We start from the raw sequence: 18,781 nt of genomic DNA, 5'->3' as shown, positions 1-18,781 counted from the left end.
GATTTTTTTGTATTCAGCGAAAGGGCGTATTACGCCATTTGCTTTACCGAGAAGTCGACTTTACGTTGGTTAAAGCGACTCACCAAATCATCAATGTCATCTTGGCAGTAGGGCTTCAACCCACTCATTAGCATGCGTTTACGGCCTGTACCGACCACTTCCCCGTTTTCCATAAAGCAGAAATGTAACGTTACACTGCCGCGTTTACCGTCAACGTCCATCTCTGACTTGGTCAGTTCTACCGTGGGCGCAGTAAGATCCAAGCGGGTGAAGTCAATTTCCATGCTTTCATAAATCACCAACGGACGTGTTGGGTTGATCATGATGTTTTTTTCTTGCATCAATGGCACCATGATGTGCGGAAAATTCATGCCTGAAAATTGTACGTAGCTTTTTGTCACTTGCTCAATCAGGGCGGCATTGGTGTTAATGCTGCCTTCACGCGTGACATGCAGGTATTCTTTGCCATTGCGGTCGACCACAGCAAAGTCGTTGAAACAGCTGTGTGCCGCTTTCAGCAACATGTTGTCACTGATCATGCCTGCGAATTCAAATCGCATCTTTTCACTGATCCCTGCTTTTGCGAGCACAACAGAGAAGAGTAGATCGCCAGGGACACAGAAGCGCTTGTTGTCTTCGTCATGAATGGGATTGAAATCGCCAGCGATTTTTTTTGCAAAATGACTCGCTTGCTCACGTGTGAAAGAAAATTCACCATTCTGTTCGGCGTAATAAGATTCTAGAAACATGCTTCACTACTGTCAGTGGATTAATCAAACTGTCAGCTATTCTACATGATTCGATCATCGTAAATGGTCTAGCCAGTGGATCGTGCCGACAGGAACGGTAAAGGGAGCATCATAGCGCAAATCGATTAAAAATGGCGCGCTAAATCGGCGAGGGCGGGTGATTTGACCAATTTGGTTATGATTTCGGTAGGAATTTGACGTTTTGTGATTTATTTGACGCATTAAATGTTGATTAAACACATTGAAGTTTGAGTTATCAATGTAATCTACATTTTATTTGCTGAAATCGAGTGTAACTTTTTGTAATATTGGTCAAATACGGTATGTGTTCATAATGAATAAAACGACAATAATGACCATCATGCACCGTAGATGACAGACAGCAAGGTGTCCTTACTGGACACAAGGCGAGTGTTGCTTTATCTGAGTAGAATATTGCCGTTCGGTTTTCACACTGAAAACCTGACAGCCCACCTTCTTCTAGACGTGTAGAAGCTCAGGACAAATAAAGCAGCAAGGAAGCTGCGTATAAAAAACAGGCACTCGGTAAGTGGCGCGACGCTGACGGTAAAACGTGAGTTGAAGGTTGCTTGCTGAGTGCTAAATTATGCGTAGCCCCTGAGGCGCGAGGATAGAATTGATGAAAGCACTTGTTTTGGTTTCCTTTCGGAGTACCAGAACCGGTGCTTTTTTGCGTTTGGACGCTAAAAACCGGTTGGCCATTAAAACGCCGACCTTGAACCTTGTTTGGTGGTCGGCGTGAATCGCAGAAGGCGAGTGTGCTTATCGGCGTTGTGTATAAGTATGGTTTACAGGCGGTTTACCAGCGGGATCACGCGCACTTTTTCACCAATAGCCACTTCAGGCTGTTCAGGTAAAATTTCAATCAAGCAGTTTGCTTCACTCATTGAACGTAGAATACCGGAACCTTGTCCGCCGGTGCTACACACGGTTAAACGCCCATTGGCATCAATACTGAATGTACCACGGCTGTATTCGGTACGTCCCGGACGTGAACGTAGCGTTTCAGTGGCGGTGGCCATAAAGTAAGGCGCTTCCCAGTTAACCATGCCTTGTAGTTTGCGAATGGCTGGCTCAACAAATTGCAGGAAGGCCACCATGACGGCGACAGGGTTACCCGGTAAACCAAAGAACGGCGTGTTTTGAATCTGACCAAACGCCAGTGGGCGACCTGGGCGCATATTGATGCGCCAGAAGTTGATCTGACCCAACTTATCCAAAATCGTCTTGATGTAATCCGCATCACCGACAGAGACACCACCGGATGACAAAATCACATCGGCTTGTTCACTGGCAGCCGTTAGCGTGGCTTCCAATGCGGCTTCGCTGTCTTCAATGATACCCAAGTCGATAACCTCGCAGCCAAGCTTGGTCAGCATCGCATGCAGGGTGTAGCGATTTGCATCATAAATGCAGTTGGGTTTTTGTGCGTCACCCGGGTGTTGCACTTCATCACCGGTTGAGAAAATGGCAACACGGACTTGTGGGCGAATCTCGACACGGTGTAAACCGAGTGAGGCGATCATGCCCAGCTCTGGCGCCGTAATTTGTGTGCCTTCAGCAACGGCAGCTTGGCCTAATGCCAAATCTTCACCGGCTTGACGAACGTTCTGGCCGCGTTTAATCGCGCCCATCGCCACATCAAACGTGACGCTGTCACCGTCTTGTTGTGCTTGTTCACGCATGATCACGGTATCAGCATGTTGCGGTACGGGCGCACCGGTCATGATGCGAACCGCTCCCCCTTCGGCTAATGGCTTATCATAGCTGTGACCGGCCATAATGTGCGCGACAACCTGGTAGCTGTCACGGCCGATGTCATCACCACGAATCGCATAGCCGTCCATTGCTGAATTGGTGTGCTGCGGCACATTCACTGGCGACAGAATGTCTGATGCGACAATTTGTCCCAATGCGTCTTTCAGGTCGACATCAATCTGGGTTGTCGGTGGGACAATCTGGGTCAGTATTTTTGCGCGGCCTTCTGCTACAGACAGCATGCCTGATGCGTCGATATCACTACAGCTCAACGTTTCAGTAGCTTCTTGCTTGGCAAGGTTCACAACAAAATCGGTTAACTGGTCAAGGTTGTTGATGTCGAGCTGTGGCAGATCGGTCGGGGCCGGGACGTTCGCGGCAACCGCGACGATGTTGCTGTCGTCAGGGTGCAGCCAAGGTTTACCGATTTCTTCACGGTATAGTTCAATTTTTGGAAAATCGCATTTTTTAAAGCCTTCGACCAGAATCAAATCCAATGCGGTTTGATCCAGCTTTGCGATCAGTTGGGGCAGGGTAGCCTCTTCGTCGGGGGTTTCGGTCACTAAGGCTTGACGGTAACGAGAAGAGATTAGCATTTGACCCGCACCGGCTTTACGCAGGCGGTAGCTGTCTTTGCCTTCTTGGTCGATATCAAAATTGTGGTGGGCGTGTTTGATCACGGCGACACGAATGCCACGCGCCACAAGGTGTGGCAGCATGGCTTCTAATAGGGTGGTTTTGCCGGTACCGCTCCATGCAGCAAACCCCAGCAGGGGAAGAGACGCTTTAATCTGGCTCATAAATCTTGTCCGAATTGTTTGAGTTCTTCTGGCGTATTCAGATTAACGAACGCGTTAGGTTGGTCGCTAAAGTCGACGGTGACCATCGTGCACTGCTTATACAGCAGGATAATTTTACGGTCACCATTGGCAAGAAAGGCCTCTAACTGAGGCAAAATGCGGCGGTTAACCAGTGTGACGACAGGTTGAATATGTTCGCCATCGTGGGCAACGGCAATGTCGGTGTTGCTGTCGCATGCCGCACTCATGCGGGCGACCAGATCCTCCGGCAGTTGCGGGCAATCACACGGCACAAAGCCGATCCATTCATCAGACAGATGGTGAAGGGCGGCATGCATGCCGCCTAACGGCCCCGGGTAATTTGCAATATGATCGCCAAACACATCGCCATACTGGCGGTAGGTATCTTGATTACGGTTTGCGTTAATCGTGATCGCGGCGGTTTGTGGCTTCAACGTCGCCATCACGTGCTCAACCATGGCACGTCCCGCTAATTCAACTAACCCTTTGTCATTGCCACCCATACGGCTGGCTTGTCCGCCCGCTAAGATCACCCAGTGTGTATTTTCAGGCATAGGCATAGGTATTTTTGTCCTCGTCTACCAATTGCAGTTCAGCGCGTTCAATAAGTTTTGAATCGGCAATCGTCCATTGACGACGGCAGAGATCGGTCAGGGCGTTTTTTTGATGGCTGGTGATCACCAAGCTGGTGCCACGCTCAATCAAGTCTTTGCTCAGTACCACTAACCGCTCGATGGATTCCGGATCCAAGCTGGCGCTGGATTCATCCATCAACAGTACGCCGGGTTTTAACACCCATGCACGTGCCATTGCCACACGTTGCCGTTCCCCGCCCGACAACACGGAGATGTGTTCATCGGCCAAGGTCTCTAACCCTACCATACGTAAGGCATTAATGGCTTCTGTTCGACGGTGACGGCGGTTCGTTACGCTGAATTTTAAGCCATAACAGACATTATCCAGAATGCTGCCGTCAAACATGTACGGTGTTTGGTGCATATACACCACGCCGCTGTTACTTTGCGCGCAGAACATTCGTCGTAGCAACGAGTGTTGCGCCAAGTTGATCGAGCCGGTCGTGGGTTTCTGTAATCCGCTCAACACTTTTAACAGCGTGGTTTTGCCGACGCCGTTATCTCCGGTCAGGTAGACCGCATCCTGTGGTCCAAGAATAAGCTTAGGAACATGAAACAGTAGCCGATCCTTGAATCTTACTGACAGGTCATGCGCCTGAATCGAGAGCTGTGTCATCAATATCTCCGGCTTAGTTTGTTCGCAGGTGGGCTTTGCCACGCGCCACAGATAAGAAAAAGTTTAGTCCTAACGCCAAAATCAGTAACACCATTCCGAGTGCGACACCTTGCGCAAAGGCGCCTTTTGAGCTTTCCAGCGCAATGGCGGTGGGGATATTACGGGTAGAATTCAAAATGTTTCCCCCCACCATCATCGAACAACCCACTTCGGTGATCACACGGCTAAACGCGGCAATGATCGCGGCCAGTAACGGGAAGCGGCATTCCCACATCAAGCTGATAAAGGCTTGCGGTAAGCTGGCGCCGAGCGTTAAGGCGGTTTCCCATGCCCGGCGGTCACTGTTTTGAAACGCCGCATGCATCATGGAAACCAGCAGTGGGAAACAAATCAGAATTTGCCCTAAAATCATCGCTTGCTGGGTAAAGAGCATTTTCCAGTCACCCAATGGGCCGGCGCGCGAGAGTAGCATATACAGCAGTAGGCCAATCACCACGGTCGGAATCGACTGGAAGGTATTCATTAACGACAAGATCAGCCAACGCCCCGGGAAGGTCCCGTAGGCGAGGGCGAATCCCATCAACATGGCTGGCAATAGCACAATGCCAATCGCCAGCAGTGAGACAGAAAATGAAACACCGACGATCCCCCAAAGGGACGCATCCCCGCTTAACAGCAGTTGGATCGCCTGGTGTGTGGTTTGCCATATATCCATTTATTGAGAAATAGCATCCGCAACGAATAGCTGTTCGCCATGTCGCTTGTAGTTGTTGATTAGCGTTTGTGCTTTCGTGTTCACCAACCAATCGCTGAATGATTTCGCGCCTTGGTAGTTAATATCCGGGTAACGGCTTGGGTTCACCAAGATCACCTGGTAAGGATTGAACAGACGAGGATCGCCTTGAAGCACCACTTTAAGGTCAAGTTTATTCTGGTAAGCCAACCACGTACCACGGTCAGTGATGGTGTAGCCTTGCAGTTCAGACGCCATGTTCAGTGTTGGACCCATGCCTTGACCCACGGCTTTGTAACCGCCGAAGTTAGGTTCCATTTTAGATTGCGCCCACAGGTTCAATTCTTTTTTATGGGTGCCTGAATCATCGCCACGAGACACAAACGTTTCATTGTCGTTAGCAAGGGTTTTCAGTGCCGCTGCAACGTCGTTCATGCCACTGATGTGTGCAGGATCCGCTTTTGGGCCGACCAACACGAAGTCATTATGCATGAGCTTACGTGGAAGTACACCGTAACCTTCTTCAACGAACGTTGCTTCCGCTTTAGGGGCATGGGTCATCACCAAATCGACATCGCCGTTTTGTCCCATACGCAGTGACTTACCGGTACCTGCCGCGAGCACTTCGACATCGTAGCCGGTGTCTTTTTTGAATTCAGGCAACAAGTAATCCAACAGGCCAGAATGGTAGGTACTGGTAGTGGTCGCCAAGCGAATAGTCATGTCTTGCGCGGCTTGAACGGCACTTGTGGACAAAAACGCGATAATAACGAGTGTTGATTTAAGTAATTTCATAGGTCTTCCTGACATAGCGTCATTTGATTGATACACGAATTTACAGTTAACGCTGTGTCGATGAAGGCAAAACACACAACGTTGAGATACCGTGCCTTAAGCAATTCGGATGCCAATTTGGCATTTTTAATGAAGGGTCGCTTTTTATTTCTGTAATGCAATGATTTTAAATGCTTTATTGGCTTATTGCTAGGTGGGGTAACAAAACATAATTAAACACCTTTGACATAAGTCATCGCTGTGAGACAAAATGTCCCACACATAACCATAGTTAAAATACATATTTATGTCTGATAATGCGGCAATGACATGGTCTGCGGTCTCGGTACTGGTCGTCGATGACGAGCCAGGGATGCGCGCCATCTTAAAAAAAGCCTTAAGTAAGCAGTTTGCCCAAGTGGATGTGGCAGGCAGTATTGAAGAAGCAGAAGAATTACGTAAGCGTTGCCACTTTGATCTATTGATTGTGGATATCAATCTGCCGGGCCGTTCTGGCATTGAATGGCATGAAGCGTTTGATCCGTCAACGCGTCGCAGCGACGTGATTTTCATGACGGGGTATGCCGATCTAGACACTGCAATCCAAGCGCTACGTGCTGGGGCGTCTGATTTTATCCTCAAACCGTTTAACCTCGAGCAGATGATGCAGTCTGTGCAGCGTTGTATTGAACGTCGTATGGTTGAACGCCAGAACTTTGCCCTGCAGCGTGATGTTGAGCGTTCGTATCCGGTCGACATTATTGGTGATGCGCAAAGCACCTTGTCGATGAAAAAATTGATCGGTCAGTTAGCGCCATCCGTCGCCGCCGTGTTGGTGGAAGGCGAGTCCGGCACCGGTAAAGAGTTGGTCGCCCGTGCACTGCACCAACTTAGCCAGCGCAGTGGGCCGTTTGTGCCGCTCAACTGTGGGGCGATTGCGCCTGATTTATTAGAAAGTGAATTGTTTGGTCACGTCTCAGGTGCGTTTACCGGTGCGAAGAAAGGCCGAGAAGGCCTGTTCCGCGTCGCTAATAATGGCACGTTATTTTTAGATGAAATTGGAGAAATGCCATTGTCGATGCAATCGTCGTTATTACGAGCGCTAGAGCAAAAGGCCATTCGTCCAGTGGGCGCAGAACGCGAAGTGCAGGTGGATGTACGCATTGTGGCGGCGACTAACCGTAACTTGAAACAGGAAGTGGAAGAAGGCCGTTTCCGTCGCGATCTGTATTACCGCTTGAATGTGTTGACCATCGAATTACCGTCATTGCGTGAACGTTTAGAAGACATTCCTGCTTTGGCCCACCATTTTACCCAACAATTAGCCAAAGATTTAGGCTCTAAGCCTGTGAGTTGGACCCATGAAGACATTCAGGCCATGCAAGCCTATGACTGGCCGGGTAACATTCGTGAACTGCGTAATATGATGGAACGTTGTTTGCTGTTAGGTAAACCGCCGGCCGAGTATTGGCATGAATTAGCGGGGGATAAAGCGGTACTGCGTCCCGTAGGCAGCAATAGCGCGGATTCCCGCGAACACCTCGACGCTGACGATCATGGGCATGACCATGAGGACGCATTACACGGTGACTCCGTGCTTGGTGATGACGGTAAACGTCCTTGTAAGTGCCATGATCAGGATAGTGACGCGGAAACCTATTGTTACCCGAGTGACTGGGCGCTGAAAGATGTGGAAAAAGCGCACATCATGCAAGTGGTGGATTCACACCAAGGCAATAAGTCGGCGGCGGCGCGTCAATTGGGCGTGGCACGTAAAACGTTAGAGCGTAAGTACAAAGACTGGGCCGATGAAGCCGTGTTATCCACGGAGCAGGATTAAGCCGTGAAGCCGTTTATTGCAATGTGGATCCGACGCTTGCGTACTATGGTACGTTATCGCCTGCTTATCCTGACTTCTACGCCGATCATCATTACCTTGTTGGCGTTGATTGCACTGACCATGTATTGGACGGTGATGTACACCTGGCAAAGTGCCCTGATGAATGTACGGGCAGATTTGGCCGTGGCGCATCACAGTATGGAGTTGCTGCAACGCGAGCAGCGCATGCGGTTAATGGCGCTAACCGAGTCGTATGATTTTCAGCATACGATGCGCAAGCATGAAGGGGATCTGATCGATTGGGTGAAACAGCAAACCGGGCATTATGATCTGGACTTTGTTGTTATCCATCCGGCGTCTGAACTTGGTGCATTCTCGAAAGAAAATCGCCAACTGTTGATGGCAGGCAAAGAGCAGACGTTCTTCCAGACCCTAGAAGCTTATCAGCTGGCGACCTTGAATCCCGATTTGCCTGCCAGAGCGCAGATCCCGTTGTTGAATGAAAAAGGGATTGTGTCGCAAGGCTTGATCAGTCGTAGCTTGATCCCGATCTTCAACAAGCAAGGGCAATTGCAATGGATTGTTGATGGCGGCATGTTGCTCAATAACAGCACATCGCTGGTGGACAGGATCCGTGATCTTGTTTATGCGTCTGATACCTTGCCAGCAGGCAGTATTGGCACCGTCACTTTGTTCATGAATGACATTCGTGTCAGTACCAATGTGCCGTTGGACAGCAAACGCTTGAATGGCCGTGCTATTGGTACCCGCGTATCGCAAGATGTGAATGATGCGGTGTTAGTGCGGGGCGAGCATTGGGTGGATCGCGCTTTCGTGTATGACGATTGGTATGTATCGGCGTATGAACCGCTCAAAAACAAAGACGGCGAGATCATCGGTATGCTGTACACCGGTTATCTGGAATGGCCGATGATCAAAATCTACCTCACCAACATTGTTGAGCTGGGTTTTGGCATTGTCGCGGTGTTATTGCTTTCCGGCGTCATTGTGTACCGCGGTGCACGTGATTTGTTCCGGCCCATCGAAAAGATGCACCAAGTCGTTTCTGCCGTGCAGCTCGGGTTAGATCGCCGTATTGGGTGTATGAACTTAACGGACGGCCATGAGTTACAAATACTCGGCCGACAATTCGATACCATGTTGGATCAGCTGCATCAGCGCAATGAAGCGATCAAGCTCGCCTCACTGGAATTGGAAGACAAGGTCAGGGACCGTACGCTGAGTCTGCATGAGAAAACTCATGAGTTAGAACAGCACATTAAGTTGCTGAATCAGGCACGAACTCGCCTTGTCAGTAGCGAAAAGCTGGCTGCATTGGGCGAGCTAACGGCGGGTATTGCTCATGAAATTAACAACCCGACGGCGGTGATTCTGGGTAACGTGGAGCTACTGCAGTTTGAACTCGGTGACGAAACGGAACGTGTACGTGAAGAGTTGGACGCCATTCATGAACAGATCGACCGTATTCGCAATATTACCCGCAGTTTGTTGCAATATAGCCGTCAAGGTGGCGTGCAAGATGAAGTCACGTGGCAGCACCTGAACCCGCTGGTGGAAGAAAGCCTGACCCTAGTGCGCACCGGCACGAAGAAAATGGATGTTGAAATTCATGCTGAGTTAAATGCACGCTGTTGTGTGGAAGTGAATCGCCACCAGCTTCTGCAGGTCTTGGTGAATTTGCAGATGAATGGGGTGCATGCCATGGATGATGCCGGCGTGCTTGAGGTGAAAACCGAAGACTGGTTGGATAATGACGGGCAAGCTATTGGGGCAAAAGTTATTATTGCTGACCATGGTTGTGGGATCCCTGCTGAAAATATACAGCGCATCTTTGACCCTTTCTTTACCACGCGTCGAAGTGGTACAGGGCTGGGGTTATCAGTGAGCCAAGGGATCATCACCGGCATTGGTGGGGAAATCTCGGTGACCTCGACACAAGATGAAGGGGCAACCTTTACGATTTTCCTCCCAGAAAAAGCCTCGTCAGGCAGTAAACTGACGCTGGAGTTAGAAAGTATCTGTTAGTGGAATAACCCAGACAGGCGGCACCGGGGCGTGAAAAACTGGATGTGATAAAAAACGGGGTGTGACAAAAAAAGGCATGATTGATTCATGCCTTTTTTACGTTTGGGATAAGAGGAAACAAGACACAATGAAAGACTCGTTATTATCTGCTTTCTAGCTAATCAACATGAACGCATGTTACATGAAGACCATACCAAAGAGCATGAAGACAAAACCGATCAAGGCAGTACGTGTGATAATGCCGGCGTGGGTAGGGTTGATCATTTCTTGATGCTGCATAGACGTCCTTTTTATGACAGAGTGATGACGGAATCGTTAAATTTACTAAATTAAAGTGTAGTTCAAATTTCTCATATTTTAGATTCCAAAAACGTGATGGCACCCCTTTTTTTTATGTTAGTAGTGAAATGTTCATATTAGATTACCAGCGCACATGGCAGAAAAGGAAGGGATGCGTTGAATAGTTGTCACCYGAAGGTAGGATTTACAGGCTAGGGTTAAATCCACGATATATTTAAAAATATTTTTCCTATACTAAAAGAAAATACGTTCAGTGGTGGTGGTGATGAAATTACTTTTATTAATGTTTGGCGTTTTGCTGCAATGCTYGGCGCTGTATGTTGCATTCTATTCTGACATAGACGGCAATATTTATATGGCCACGCTGATTTCTGTCGCAGCGATGTCATGTATTATGGTGATCCGCAGTTTAATTGCTCCAGTGTGTTTACTTTCTGGCATCTTGCTCGGATTGTCACTATCGCATAATGACTCTGATCTTGAAGTGTTAACGTCATTAGAAAAACAAGCGATGAACGCCTTATCGATCCAGCAGAAACAAGACGCTCAACCCGTTGTTCAAGAAACCTTTTTCAATGCAACCGCAGAATAATCGCTATTCGGGGATCAGGATAGTTTGACCCGCAACAATGAAAGAATGCGACAGGTGGTTCACTTGTTTGATCATATCGACAGAGGTGTTGTTCAACCTTGCCAGTTGATTAAGTGAATCACCCGCTTGTATGTCGTATACCACAAAAGACTGCTTGGTGACTTTTTTCGATTTCTCATTATCATAAAACGTTGTGCGGTGGGCGACCGGCAGTAAAATCGTATTTTCTGTTTTCTTCATCGTATATCCCCCCGTATATCCCGGGTTGAGATGGTAAAGCGTTTTACTCGACATACCGGCATAACCCGCCAAATGTTTTAATCGAATGCGTTTCTGAATCACTACTTCTTCCACTTGGGGTTCCGCTTTAATGCTGGCAAACGTTAAAGGGTATTGCTGGCGTTGTTTGACGAGTTCCGCCATGGCTAATAATTTCGGGACATAATGGCGGGTTTCTCTCGGCAGTTTTAATGCCCAAAAATCGGTAGATTTCCCTGCGGCGCGGTTTTTCTTGATGGCATTTCTGACTCTTGCCCCGCCGGTATTGTAGGCCGCAATGGCATGGAGCCAATTTTTATCAAATCTCTCGTATAAATATTCCAGTAAATCCAGCGCGGCTTGGGTGGATGCCACAATATCGCGGCGGCCGTCATAGCCGGAAGTAATGGTTAAACCAAACGTACGGCCGGTCGGCGCGGTGATTTGCCATAAACCGGCAGCGCCTTTATGGGAATGGGCAAACTGATCGAAACTGCTTTCAATAAACGGCAGTAAGGCCAGTTCGATAGGAAGGTCTCGCGCCTTCACTTGCTGATACAGGTAATACAAAAACGGTTCAGCCCGGGCTGTTACGGTTTCAATGTGATAGGGGTTGTTGATAAACCACCGTTTATGCTGATTGATACGGCGATTATTCGGTACATTCATGCTGAATTGGCTGCTCAGTACCTCCCAGATTTCTGGGGCTTCCTGTGGTAGCGCAGGGGGGAGGACTTCGTGTGGCCATGGGGGGGGGATAGCTTGAATCGCTTTAGTTGATTGAGTGGTTTGTGCTTGTTTTGACGTGATGCCGGAGGTGTCGACAGGCGGGGTCTCTGCGTTTGTGATGAGGGGTACTGAACGCGAAGCGGATTGTGCCCGGGTTTCATTTTCCCCCGTGGCAATATAGCTGCCTTCAAACAACTCACTGGAAATGGGGCAGCGGTGATTCAGCGTGTCTACCGATAAGGTGTGCGCGCTGGCGAGCGCCTGTTCCTCGGTCAGATCAGGCGGATCCGTTGCCTCTGGCTGTTCGATGTGAGCAGAAATGTTCTGGCATCCTGCAATTAAGACAACAATACTGGCTAAAAAAAGATAGGGCACAATCATAGATAAATCACAGACGGTCGTTAGTTATTGATAGAGGTGCAATTAATTTGCGTTGTCTTGAAAGATTAGCAGTGATATTAACGATTGATCGAGGCGGGCAATGTAATTGTCCGGGATATCCAGAATGCAAAACAGTCCTCTAAACAATGAGATCATGCTCAGCATCGACACAGGTGTCAGTGAGAAAATGTCTGTTTCGTGACGTGTTTCCAGTAAATGATGCAAGTATGGCGTCATTTTTTCCATTCTTTCGTCATGCCTCTAAGTGTCTGATAATACGGAATCATTTACACAATGCCTCTGTATTATAATCGTGTCTCTACATCGCTAAAATGGAACGTGAGTGAATGCGAAGACATGTTTGTATCTTGTTTGCCGTGGGCAGTTTGTTCAGTGTGCAAAATGTTGCCAGTGCACAAGATGCCGGTGTGGATATACCGTCAGAGTCTGCCAATCGCGGTATGACCAAACGCTCACAGTCGATTTTCCATCCTAACAATGTACTACCGGATAAAGTGCAAGCGCTCAAAATCACCCATGTCAGTGCGAATAATTTAACCGTGTCATGGCAAAAACCGAATGCGCAGCACGCGGCGGATCTGGCGGGCTATCATGTCACGATCAACCAGCAAGCGCCGATTGCGTTGGCGCGGGATGTGGACACCTTTACGTTTTCTCCTTTGGTGCCTGCTGCGCGTTACACCATTACGGTGACCCCCATAAATCCCGTGGGCAACGAAGGCGAATCGAGCTCGGTATCAACCGTGTCATTATTGGTGAACCCAAGCGCAGTCAATGTGATGGCGCTGGACAGACAAGCGTTGTTGCACTGGCAGCCATCCAGCCCTTATCAATTTGTCTCGGCCTATAAGGTCTACGTTTCCGACTCGCCATTTGCATCGGTTGACGATGTAGCACCGTACTTGACGGTGAATAGCGATGCGCGCCAAGCGGTGCTGATGGGGCTGACCAATGATCGCACTTACCATATCGGGGTGAGCGTGGTGAACAGCATGGGGCTGGAAAACCCCGCTGTACAAAGTGTGGCAGTGATACCGCAGGTGGATCAGCAAGGCCCGGAGATTACGGACGTGTTTTTGGATGGGATCCCGCTGACAGCGCTGGACAACAACGTGGTGGCCGATGGGCGATTGACTGTGGAGGTGAATGATCCCAGCGGCGTATCGGTGGTCAATTATCGGTTGAGTAGCCGCTTGAACCACGATTCGGATAAGCGTTTGAGTGAACACTCGTTGGGTCAGGCGTTTCAACCAGCGTCGGATTTCGAACGTCCCTTAGTGGTTGATAAGCTCGAGGACGGGGAATATGCCCTGACCGTGATAGCACAAGATAGTCTGGATAATACGACGACGCTCACGTATCCGTTGCATGTGTTGAAAAACGTTCCGGATGCGCCAGCAATCATCAGTCCGCCGCCGAGTGAGCATACCCGCCATCCAATGTCTTCGGTGGTGGTGGCGGCGCATGCCCATCAAGCGGTTCAGTTGGTGGTGAATGGCGAAGCATTGCCATGGCAAAAAGCCGATGCGCGAGGGCAATCCAGATTGACCGTTGCGCTGACCAATGGCCTGAATACGGTCGTGGCCTACGCGAAAAATCGGGCGGGGAAAAGTGAGCCGTCATCATCGGTGGGGATTGTGCTCGACCCCAATATTCCGCCACAACCGACGGGCGTTGTTGCCACGGCGCACCCGAAAGGGCGTATCGCGCTGCAATGGCAGCCCTACAGTGGCCGTAAAACGGTGACGTATAATCTGTATCGCAGTGCACAGCCATTTACGGATGCAGACACCGCCGAAAAATTGAATACCTACCCAATCACTCAATCGGTATTTGATGACGTGCCTCCTCTGGATGGGCATTACTATTACCGCGTAGAGCCAGTATCGATGGATGGCCGTCAAGGCGAACTGTCCTCGCAAGTGGTTGCGGTCTCTGATCGCACGTTGCCGATGGCGCAGGCGGTACTGTTTGAGCCTGTTCGTGATCTGCCTAAGCTGTATGACGGTATGTCAACGCCTGATCTAACGCCGCCGTTGTTGGGGCCTGGACGCGTCAAGGTGACGCTGTTATTGAATGAACCGGTTGCGACAATCCCGTATCTTGCCATCCAGGCGGAAGGCAAAAGTCCGTTGGGAGTGGTGTTATCGCCTGTTGATACGATAGATGCCGATGAATTTGTCGGCGAGTTGGTCATTCCTGAGGGATACCATGCAGGGGATGCCGTCGGCGAAGCGAACGTCTTGTTTTCTGCTCGCGATCAGGTTGGAAATCGGGGCACTGACGTTGCCCCAGAATCCGCCCATGTACAGATAGATACCGCAGGGCCTGTAGTGAAAGACGTCGAGTTTTATACAACAAACCCTATCAAAAATGATCCCGACCAACCTGCGGTGCTTCGTTTTGCGGTTGAAATGAATGAACCTTTGGGGATTCCACCTGTGTTTGCATTGCAGCGCGCGAAGGGGGATGCCTTACCCGTTACCTCCTTGGCACAGCAATCGGCTACACGTTGGTTGGCGTCTTACACTCTGCCACCGTCATTGGGGTATGAGAAAGTGGACGTATTACGTCTGACATATCAAGCAACGGACACATTGGGGAATACGCAATCAGGGTATTTGCAGCCTGCGGAGATAGAAGTCTACCAAGGCGAATTACCCGCTTTGGCTATCCCCACTATCGTGAGTGCGACATCACAAGCGAAGGGGCAAGTGGCGTTAGGGTGGCAACCGGTTGAACAGGCGGCAGGGTACGCGATTTACCGTCGCGGCATCAATGATGAAGCGATGACGCGCATTGCTGAGGTATCGGCGTCGGCTCAAACCGAAGACCATGTGGCGTTTACCGATACCGTGCCTGCCGATGGCCGTTATGTGTACGCGGTGGTCAGTGTGCGTCAGCCGAGTACGGATTTGTCTCAAGCTCGGTCATCTCAAGCTCAGTCATCAAAAGTGCAGTCATCGAATACGCTAAGTGGCATCGTCAGCGAACACAGTGAAGAAGTGGTCGTCGACAGTGACAGCCAAGCACCAAACGCCCCGTATTCATTGACAGCAACGTTACAGTCGGATGGCGTGCATGTGCAGTGGGTCCCGAATACTGAGACCGACAACGGCGTCGAAATGGACTCGCGTTATCGAGTGTACCGTCAGGCGGGTGATGAGTTTACCGCTTTGGCTGACGCTGCTCTCATCACGCATGTTGCTTATGACAGTACCCTCGGACATATCACGAATACACAGGCTATCGTTGACCGTGCACCGCTGGTGGATAACGCGGTGTATGTGGTGACGGCGTTAGATGCCGCGGGGAATGAATCAGCTCCGTCTGTACCGGTGTTTTTTCATGCGCCGATTTTGCCGGTTAATAACGTGGTGATCACGCAACGCGATAAAGATGCTCCAGTGATCCGTTGGCAGCATCCAAATGATGCCATTGAAGGGTTTGAGGTGCGTTTGGCGGCCGAGCATAAAACGACGCCGCTAAACACCCGGACGCTAACACAAAACCACTATACAGACGTGGGTTTTGAACGTCAGGCGCGCACGTATCAGCTGGTTGCCCTTGATGATAACGGCCAGCAAAGTCTAGTCCGAGGCGTGACGCTGCCGTATGTGACGATATCTCTCACCGATACAAAAGGTCCACGGTCAAAAAGCTTACAACGCGGCGTGATGAATCTTTTGTCATTTGATGTACAGAGTGACGCTGAGATTGAGAATGCGCAACTGCATGTCACGGTGGCGGGGAAAACGTATCGCTCTGTGCCGTTTGCGGTGACGGCATCGAATGCGAAAGCGCCAACTGCAACGGTCAATGCGCCAGTGACGGTAACAGTCCCAGTGGTAGGGCATACGGATTGGCAAGCGACAGAAAACGTGTCGGTCTCGTTAGTGATTCAGCCGTCAGGGGGTGATCGCGTCGACATACAGCGTACCTTTATACAAGCCGTTACAGACAGCCGTTATGTATTGACCCTTGACAGTAAAAATACTGTGCGTGGTGAAACGGCTCAAGTGCGGTTTCAGTTGGAAAATGATTCTGCGTTACCGATCATCCTCGACACGGCAGCGGTTGCAGATGCCGTGACATTTAGCCTGTATGACAGTGAAGACAATGTGCTCACCACGACAGCGTGGTCAGATGCTTCATTGGTGAAGGCTTCACTGCAGAACACGGCACAGACAGCGGCTTTAATGACAAAGGCAGATCAGCCAACAACGTCAATCACCATTGCCGCGAACAGCACGTTCACTTCTCCTTGGGTTGCCATGCGTGTGCCGGATAACGCGCCGGATAACGCGATATTGGACGTGGCCATTGCATCGCTTATCTATCGACCTTTCTATCATCCTTCCGCGAATAGTCCGCAAGAGGAACCGCTGGGGGCTGAATTGGCGGGCATGTCACACCGCCAAGCGGTATCCACCGTGTTGCCTGCGTATTATGCCGAACTGCATACCGTGACCCCGACGATCGCGTATGGCGGTCAGCCCATCACGCTGGAAGGTGAAGTGCGTGATAGCCATACCCATGAACGGGTGCCCAATGCCAGCTTACAAATGGTGTTCGATATTGATGGGTTTGAGAAAACCGTGACATTGGCATCGGATATTAACGGCATGTTCCGTTATCAGTATCAGCCGACGGCGCAAGAAAGCGGGCGATACCGTTTTTCTATTATTCATCCTACCAGCACGGATCGGCCTGATCAGGGCGGTTTCCACATTAGTCGTCTGCACCCGAATGTGACGGCGTATTCGCTGTTGACACCACGTAATGAAACAGCCGAGGTGGCTGTGACGCTGCGTAATCCGCTTGATGTGGATTACGACGGGGTGTATTGGCATGTCGATGGCATATTACCCACGGGCATTACCTTGAACGCGCCGGCCCCGACGTACGTTGCAGGATTGAGTGAAATGCCATTGCCGATCCAGTTTACCGCCAATGCGCACAGTGCAGAGCGCGGGACGTTGCCTTTACAACTGAGATCAAGCATGACGGGCGATAAAGCATTGGCGTCCGTCACGCTGGACTACACCTTAGGGCAGAAAACGCCGACACTGTTTTATTCCCCCTCACAAATAGAAACCGGCGTAACCACCTCGGGGACAGTGAGTGAGACTGTGCAGTTAGAAAATCACGGTCACGGCGATATGAAGAACGTGAATGTACAATTGTTGGCACAAGATAACTCGCCCGCATCCGGCTGGATCACGCTGAACGGCGCCTCGACGCTGGGGGATATCGCCCCTGGAGAGCGAGTCGGTGTTAGCGTGACGTTGTCACCACAAAATCAACTGCGCCCGCGGGTGTATCACTATAAGTTGCGAGTCACCTGTAACAATTACCCTGTCAGAGACATCCCGATCATTGCGTTGGTCTCCGCACAACAGACGGGGGGGATGCAGTTTAAGGTCGATAACCTTTATAGCGGCTCGCTAGATGCCAATGGCAACATTATTCGGGGTAAAGCCGATGCGTTGGTGCGCTTGCAGCATGTGGATTTACCGTCGGTGCAGTACGATGCGGTGACCGATGATGCGGGTGAAATCTTTTTACCGAAGATGCAGCACGGTCAATATCGGTACGTCATTTCAGCGCCACATCACGATGACAAATCGGGCGAGATCCATATCGCGCCAAGCATCGTGAGGAATTTTGACGTGTTTCTAGATTATCAAACCACATCAATGGGTTGGGCGGCGAATACGGTATCATCCACATCAACATCAACATCGCCATCAAAAGACAATGCGGCGTCGAAGCCAGCGCCAGTCGTGTTTGATGTGGCGCACGAAACCGATGTGCCTGCCGCTGTTGTGGTGATGTCACCGAGTTCGATAGCGTTACCTGACTTACAAGCGGGGGATGTGGTGTATGGCGAGTTAACCTTAACCAATCACGGTTTATTGCCTGCCGAGAACGTGTCGTTGGCATTGCCGCCTTCGGATGAGTATGTGCAATTTTCGTTTTTGCCTTCAGCTATTCCCTCGTCATTAGCGCCAAAAGCGCAAGTGACAATCCCGTATCGTGTGGTTAGCTTGAAAACCCGTCATAGCAACACTCATGGTGATCCGCGTACTGAGTCGAGTTGTTCGACCTATGCGCATTGTACGTTGGGGACATACCGGTTTACGTCCACCTTGTCGGTAACGCGACAGGCCGAGGCTAAAGCGTGCTTTATTACCTCACCCGCCATGAACAGCACCTGTGATTTCCAGAGTTCAAGATTGGATTCACTATCCGATTCAGCGACAGCGCAGATGCCGTTCTCGACGTTGCCATTTGATACTCCGTTTGGCTGGTATGGTACGACCTTCGGTAATCATGGTGGCAACGAGCCACGGCGAGGAGATTTGCCCAACCCGTTAGAGAATAACGGTATGCCCGGTTGCCGAAATGATGGTGAAACGTGTCAACAGCGTGGGAATGGTGCGGCTGATTAACATGAAGCCCGTTGAAGTTCGTATTAAGTCCGAAAGATGACAGAGTAAGTGC

General features: G+C 50.1%; 11 protein-coding genes. 4 read left to right on the top strand and 7 right to left on the bottom strand.

Annotated elements, in window-relative coordinates; genetic code table 11:
* Positions 1 to 29 precede the first annotated feature (29 nt).
* From L4C36_RS09205 to L4C36_RS09180, 6 genes are all read right to left on the bottom strand, one after another.
* Complete coding sequence (locus L4C36_RS09205; RefSeq protein ID WP_428477511.1) at positions 30 to 749, bottom strand: DUF3581 domain-containing protein; 720 nt, start codon at positions 747 to 749, stop codon at positions 30 to 32.
* A gap of 809 nt (positions 750 to 1,558) precedes the next feature.
* Positions 1,559 to 3,328: a bifunctional molybdopterin-guanine dinucleotide biosynthesis adaptor protein MobB/molybdopterin molybdotransferase MoeA gene (locus L4C36_RS09200; protein ID WP_428477510.1), complete on the bottom strand. Its 1,770-nt coding sequence runs from the start codon at positions 3,326 to 3,328 to the stop codon at positions 1,559 to 1,561.
* Positions 3,325 to 3,909, bottom strand: a complete 585-nt coding sequence (mobA, locus tag L4C36_RS09195; protein ID WP_428477509.1) for a molybdenum cofactor guanylyltransferase MobA — start codon at positions 3,907 to 3,909, stop codon at positions 3,325 to 3,327. Before mobA ends, L4C36_RS09200 begins: the two co-directional genes overlap by 4 nt.
* Positions 3,896 to 4,600: an ATP-binding cassette domain-containing protein gene (locus L4C36_RS09190; RefSeq protein ID WP_428477508.1), complete on the bottom strand. Its 705-nt coding sequence runs from the start codon at positions 4,598 to 4,600 to the stop codon at positions 3,896 to 3,898. Before L4C36_RS09190 ends, mobA begins: the two co-directional genes overlap by 14 nt.
* A gap of 13 nt (positions 4,601 to 4,613) precedes the next feature.
* On the bottom strand, positions 4,614 to 5,315 hold the full coding sequence (locus L4C36_RS09185; RefSeq protein WP_428477507.1) for an ABC transporter permease: 702 nt from the start codon (positions 5,313 to 5,315) through the stop codon (positions 4,614 to 4,616).
* Complete coding sequence (locus L4C36_RS09180; RefSeq protein ID WP_428477506.1) at positions 5,316 to 6,128, bottom strand: ABC transporter substrate-binding protein; 813 nt, start codon at positions 6,126 to 6,128, stop codon at positions 5,316 to 5,318.
* A 286-nt stretch (positions 6,129 to 6,414) separates the two neighbouring features.
* On the opposite strand from L4C36_RS09180, the gene L4C36_RS09175 reads away from it, so the two are divergent.
* The 3 genes from L4C36_RS09175 to L4C36_RS09165 all read left to right on the top strand — a co-directional run bounded on the left by L4C36_RS09175 (position 6,415) and on the right by L4C36_RS09165 (position 10,885).
* Positions 6,415 to 7,947, top strand: a complete 1,533-nt coding sequence (locus L4C36_RS09175) for a sigma-54-dependent transcriptional regulator (protein WP_428477505.1) — start codon at positions 6,415 to 6,417, stop codon at positions 7,945 to 7,947.
* Positions 7,948 to 7,992: 45 nt separating this feature from the next.
* A complete protein-coding gene (locus L4C36_RS09170; RefSeq protein ID WP_428477534.1) occupies positions 7,993 to 9,993 on the top strand; it encodes a sensor histidine kinase in 2,001 nt (666 codons plus the stop codon).
* A 565-nt stretch (positions 9,994 to 10,558) separates the two neighbouring features.
* Positions 10,559 to 10,885 (top strand): hypothetical protein, encoded by a 327-nt coding sequence (locus tag L4C36_RS09165; protein WP_428477504.1) that lies wholly within the window; start codon positions 10,559 to 10,561, stop codon positions 10,883 to 10,885.
* 3 nt (positions 10,886 to 10,888) lie between these two features.
* On the opposite strand, the gene L4C36_RS09160 is transcribed toward L4C36_RS09165, so the two are convergent.
* Positions 10,889 to 12,253: a transglycosylase SLT domain-containing protein gene (locus L4C36_RS09160; protein ID WP_428477503.1), complete on the bottom strand. Its 1,365-nt coding sequence runs from the start codon at positions 12,251 to 12,253 to the stop codon at positions 10,889 to 10,891.
* A gap of 347 nt (positions 12,254 to 12,600) precedes the next feature.
* On the opposite strand from L4C36_RS09160, the gene L4C36_RS09155 reads away from it, so the two are divergent.
* The gene (locus tag L4C36_RS09155) at positions 12,601 to 18,729 is read left to right on the top strand and encodes a fibronectin type III domain-containing protein (RefSeq protein WP_428477502.1); all 6,129 of its coding nucleotides are present in this window, start codon (positions 12,601 to 12,603) and stop codon (positions 18,727 to 18,729) included.
* Positions 18,730 to 18,781 lie beyond the last annotated feature (52 nt).

Source organism: Photobacterium japonica, assembly GCF_050337005.1.
Classification (GTDB): Bacteria; Pseudomonadota; Gammaproteobacteria; order Enterobacterales; family Vibrionaceae; genus Photobacterium; species Photobacterium japonica.
This window is presented reverse-complemented; position numbering and strand designations above follow the sequence as displayed.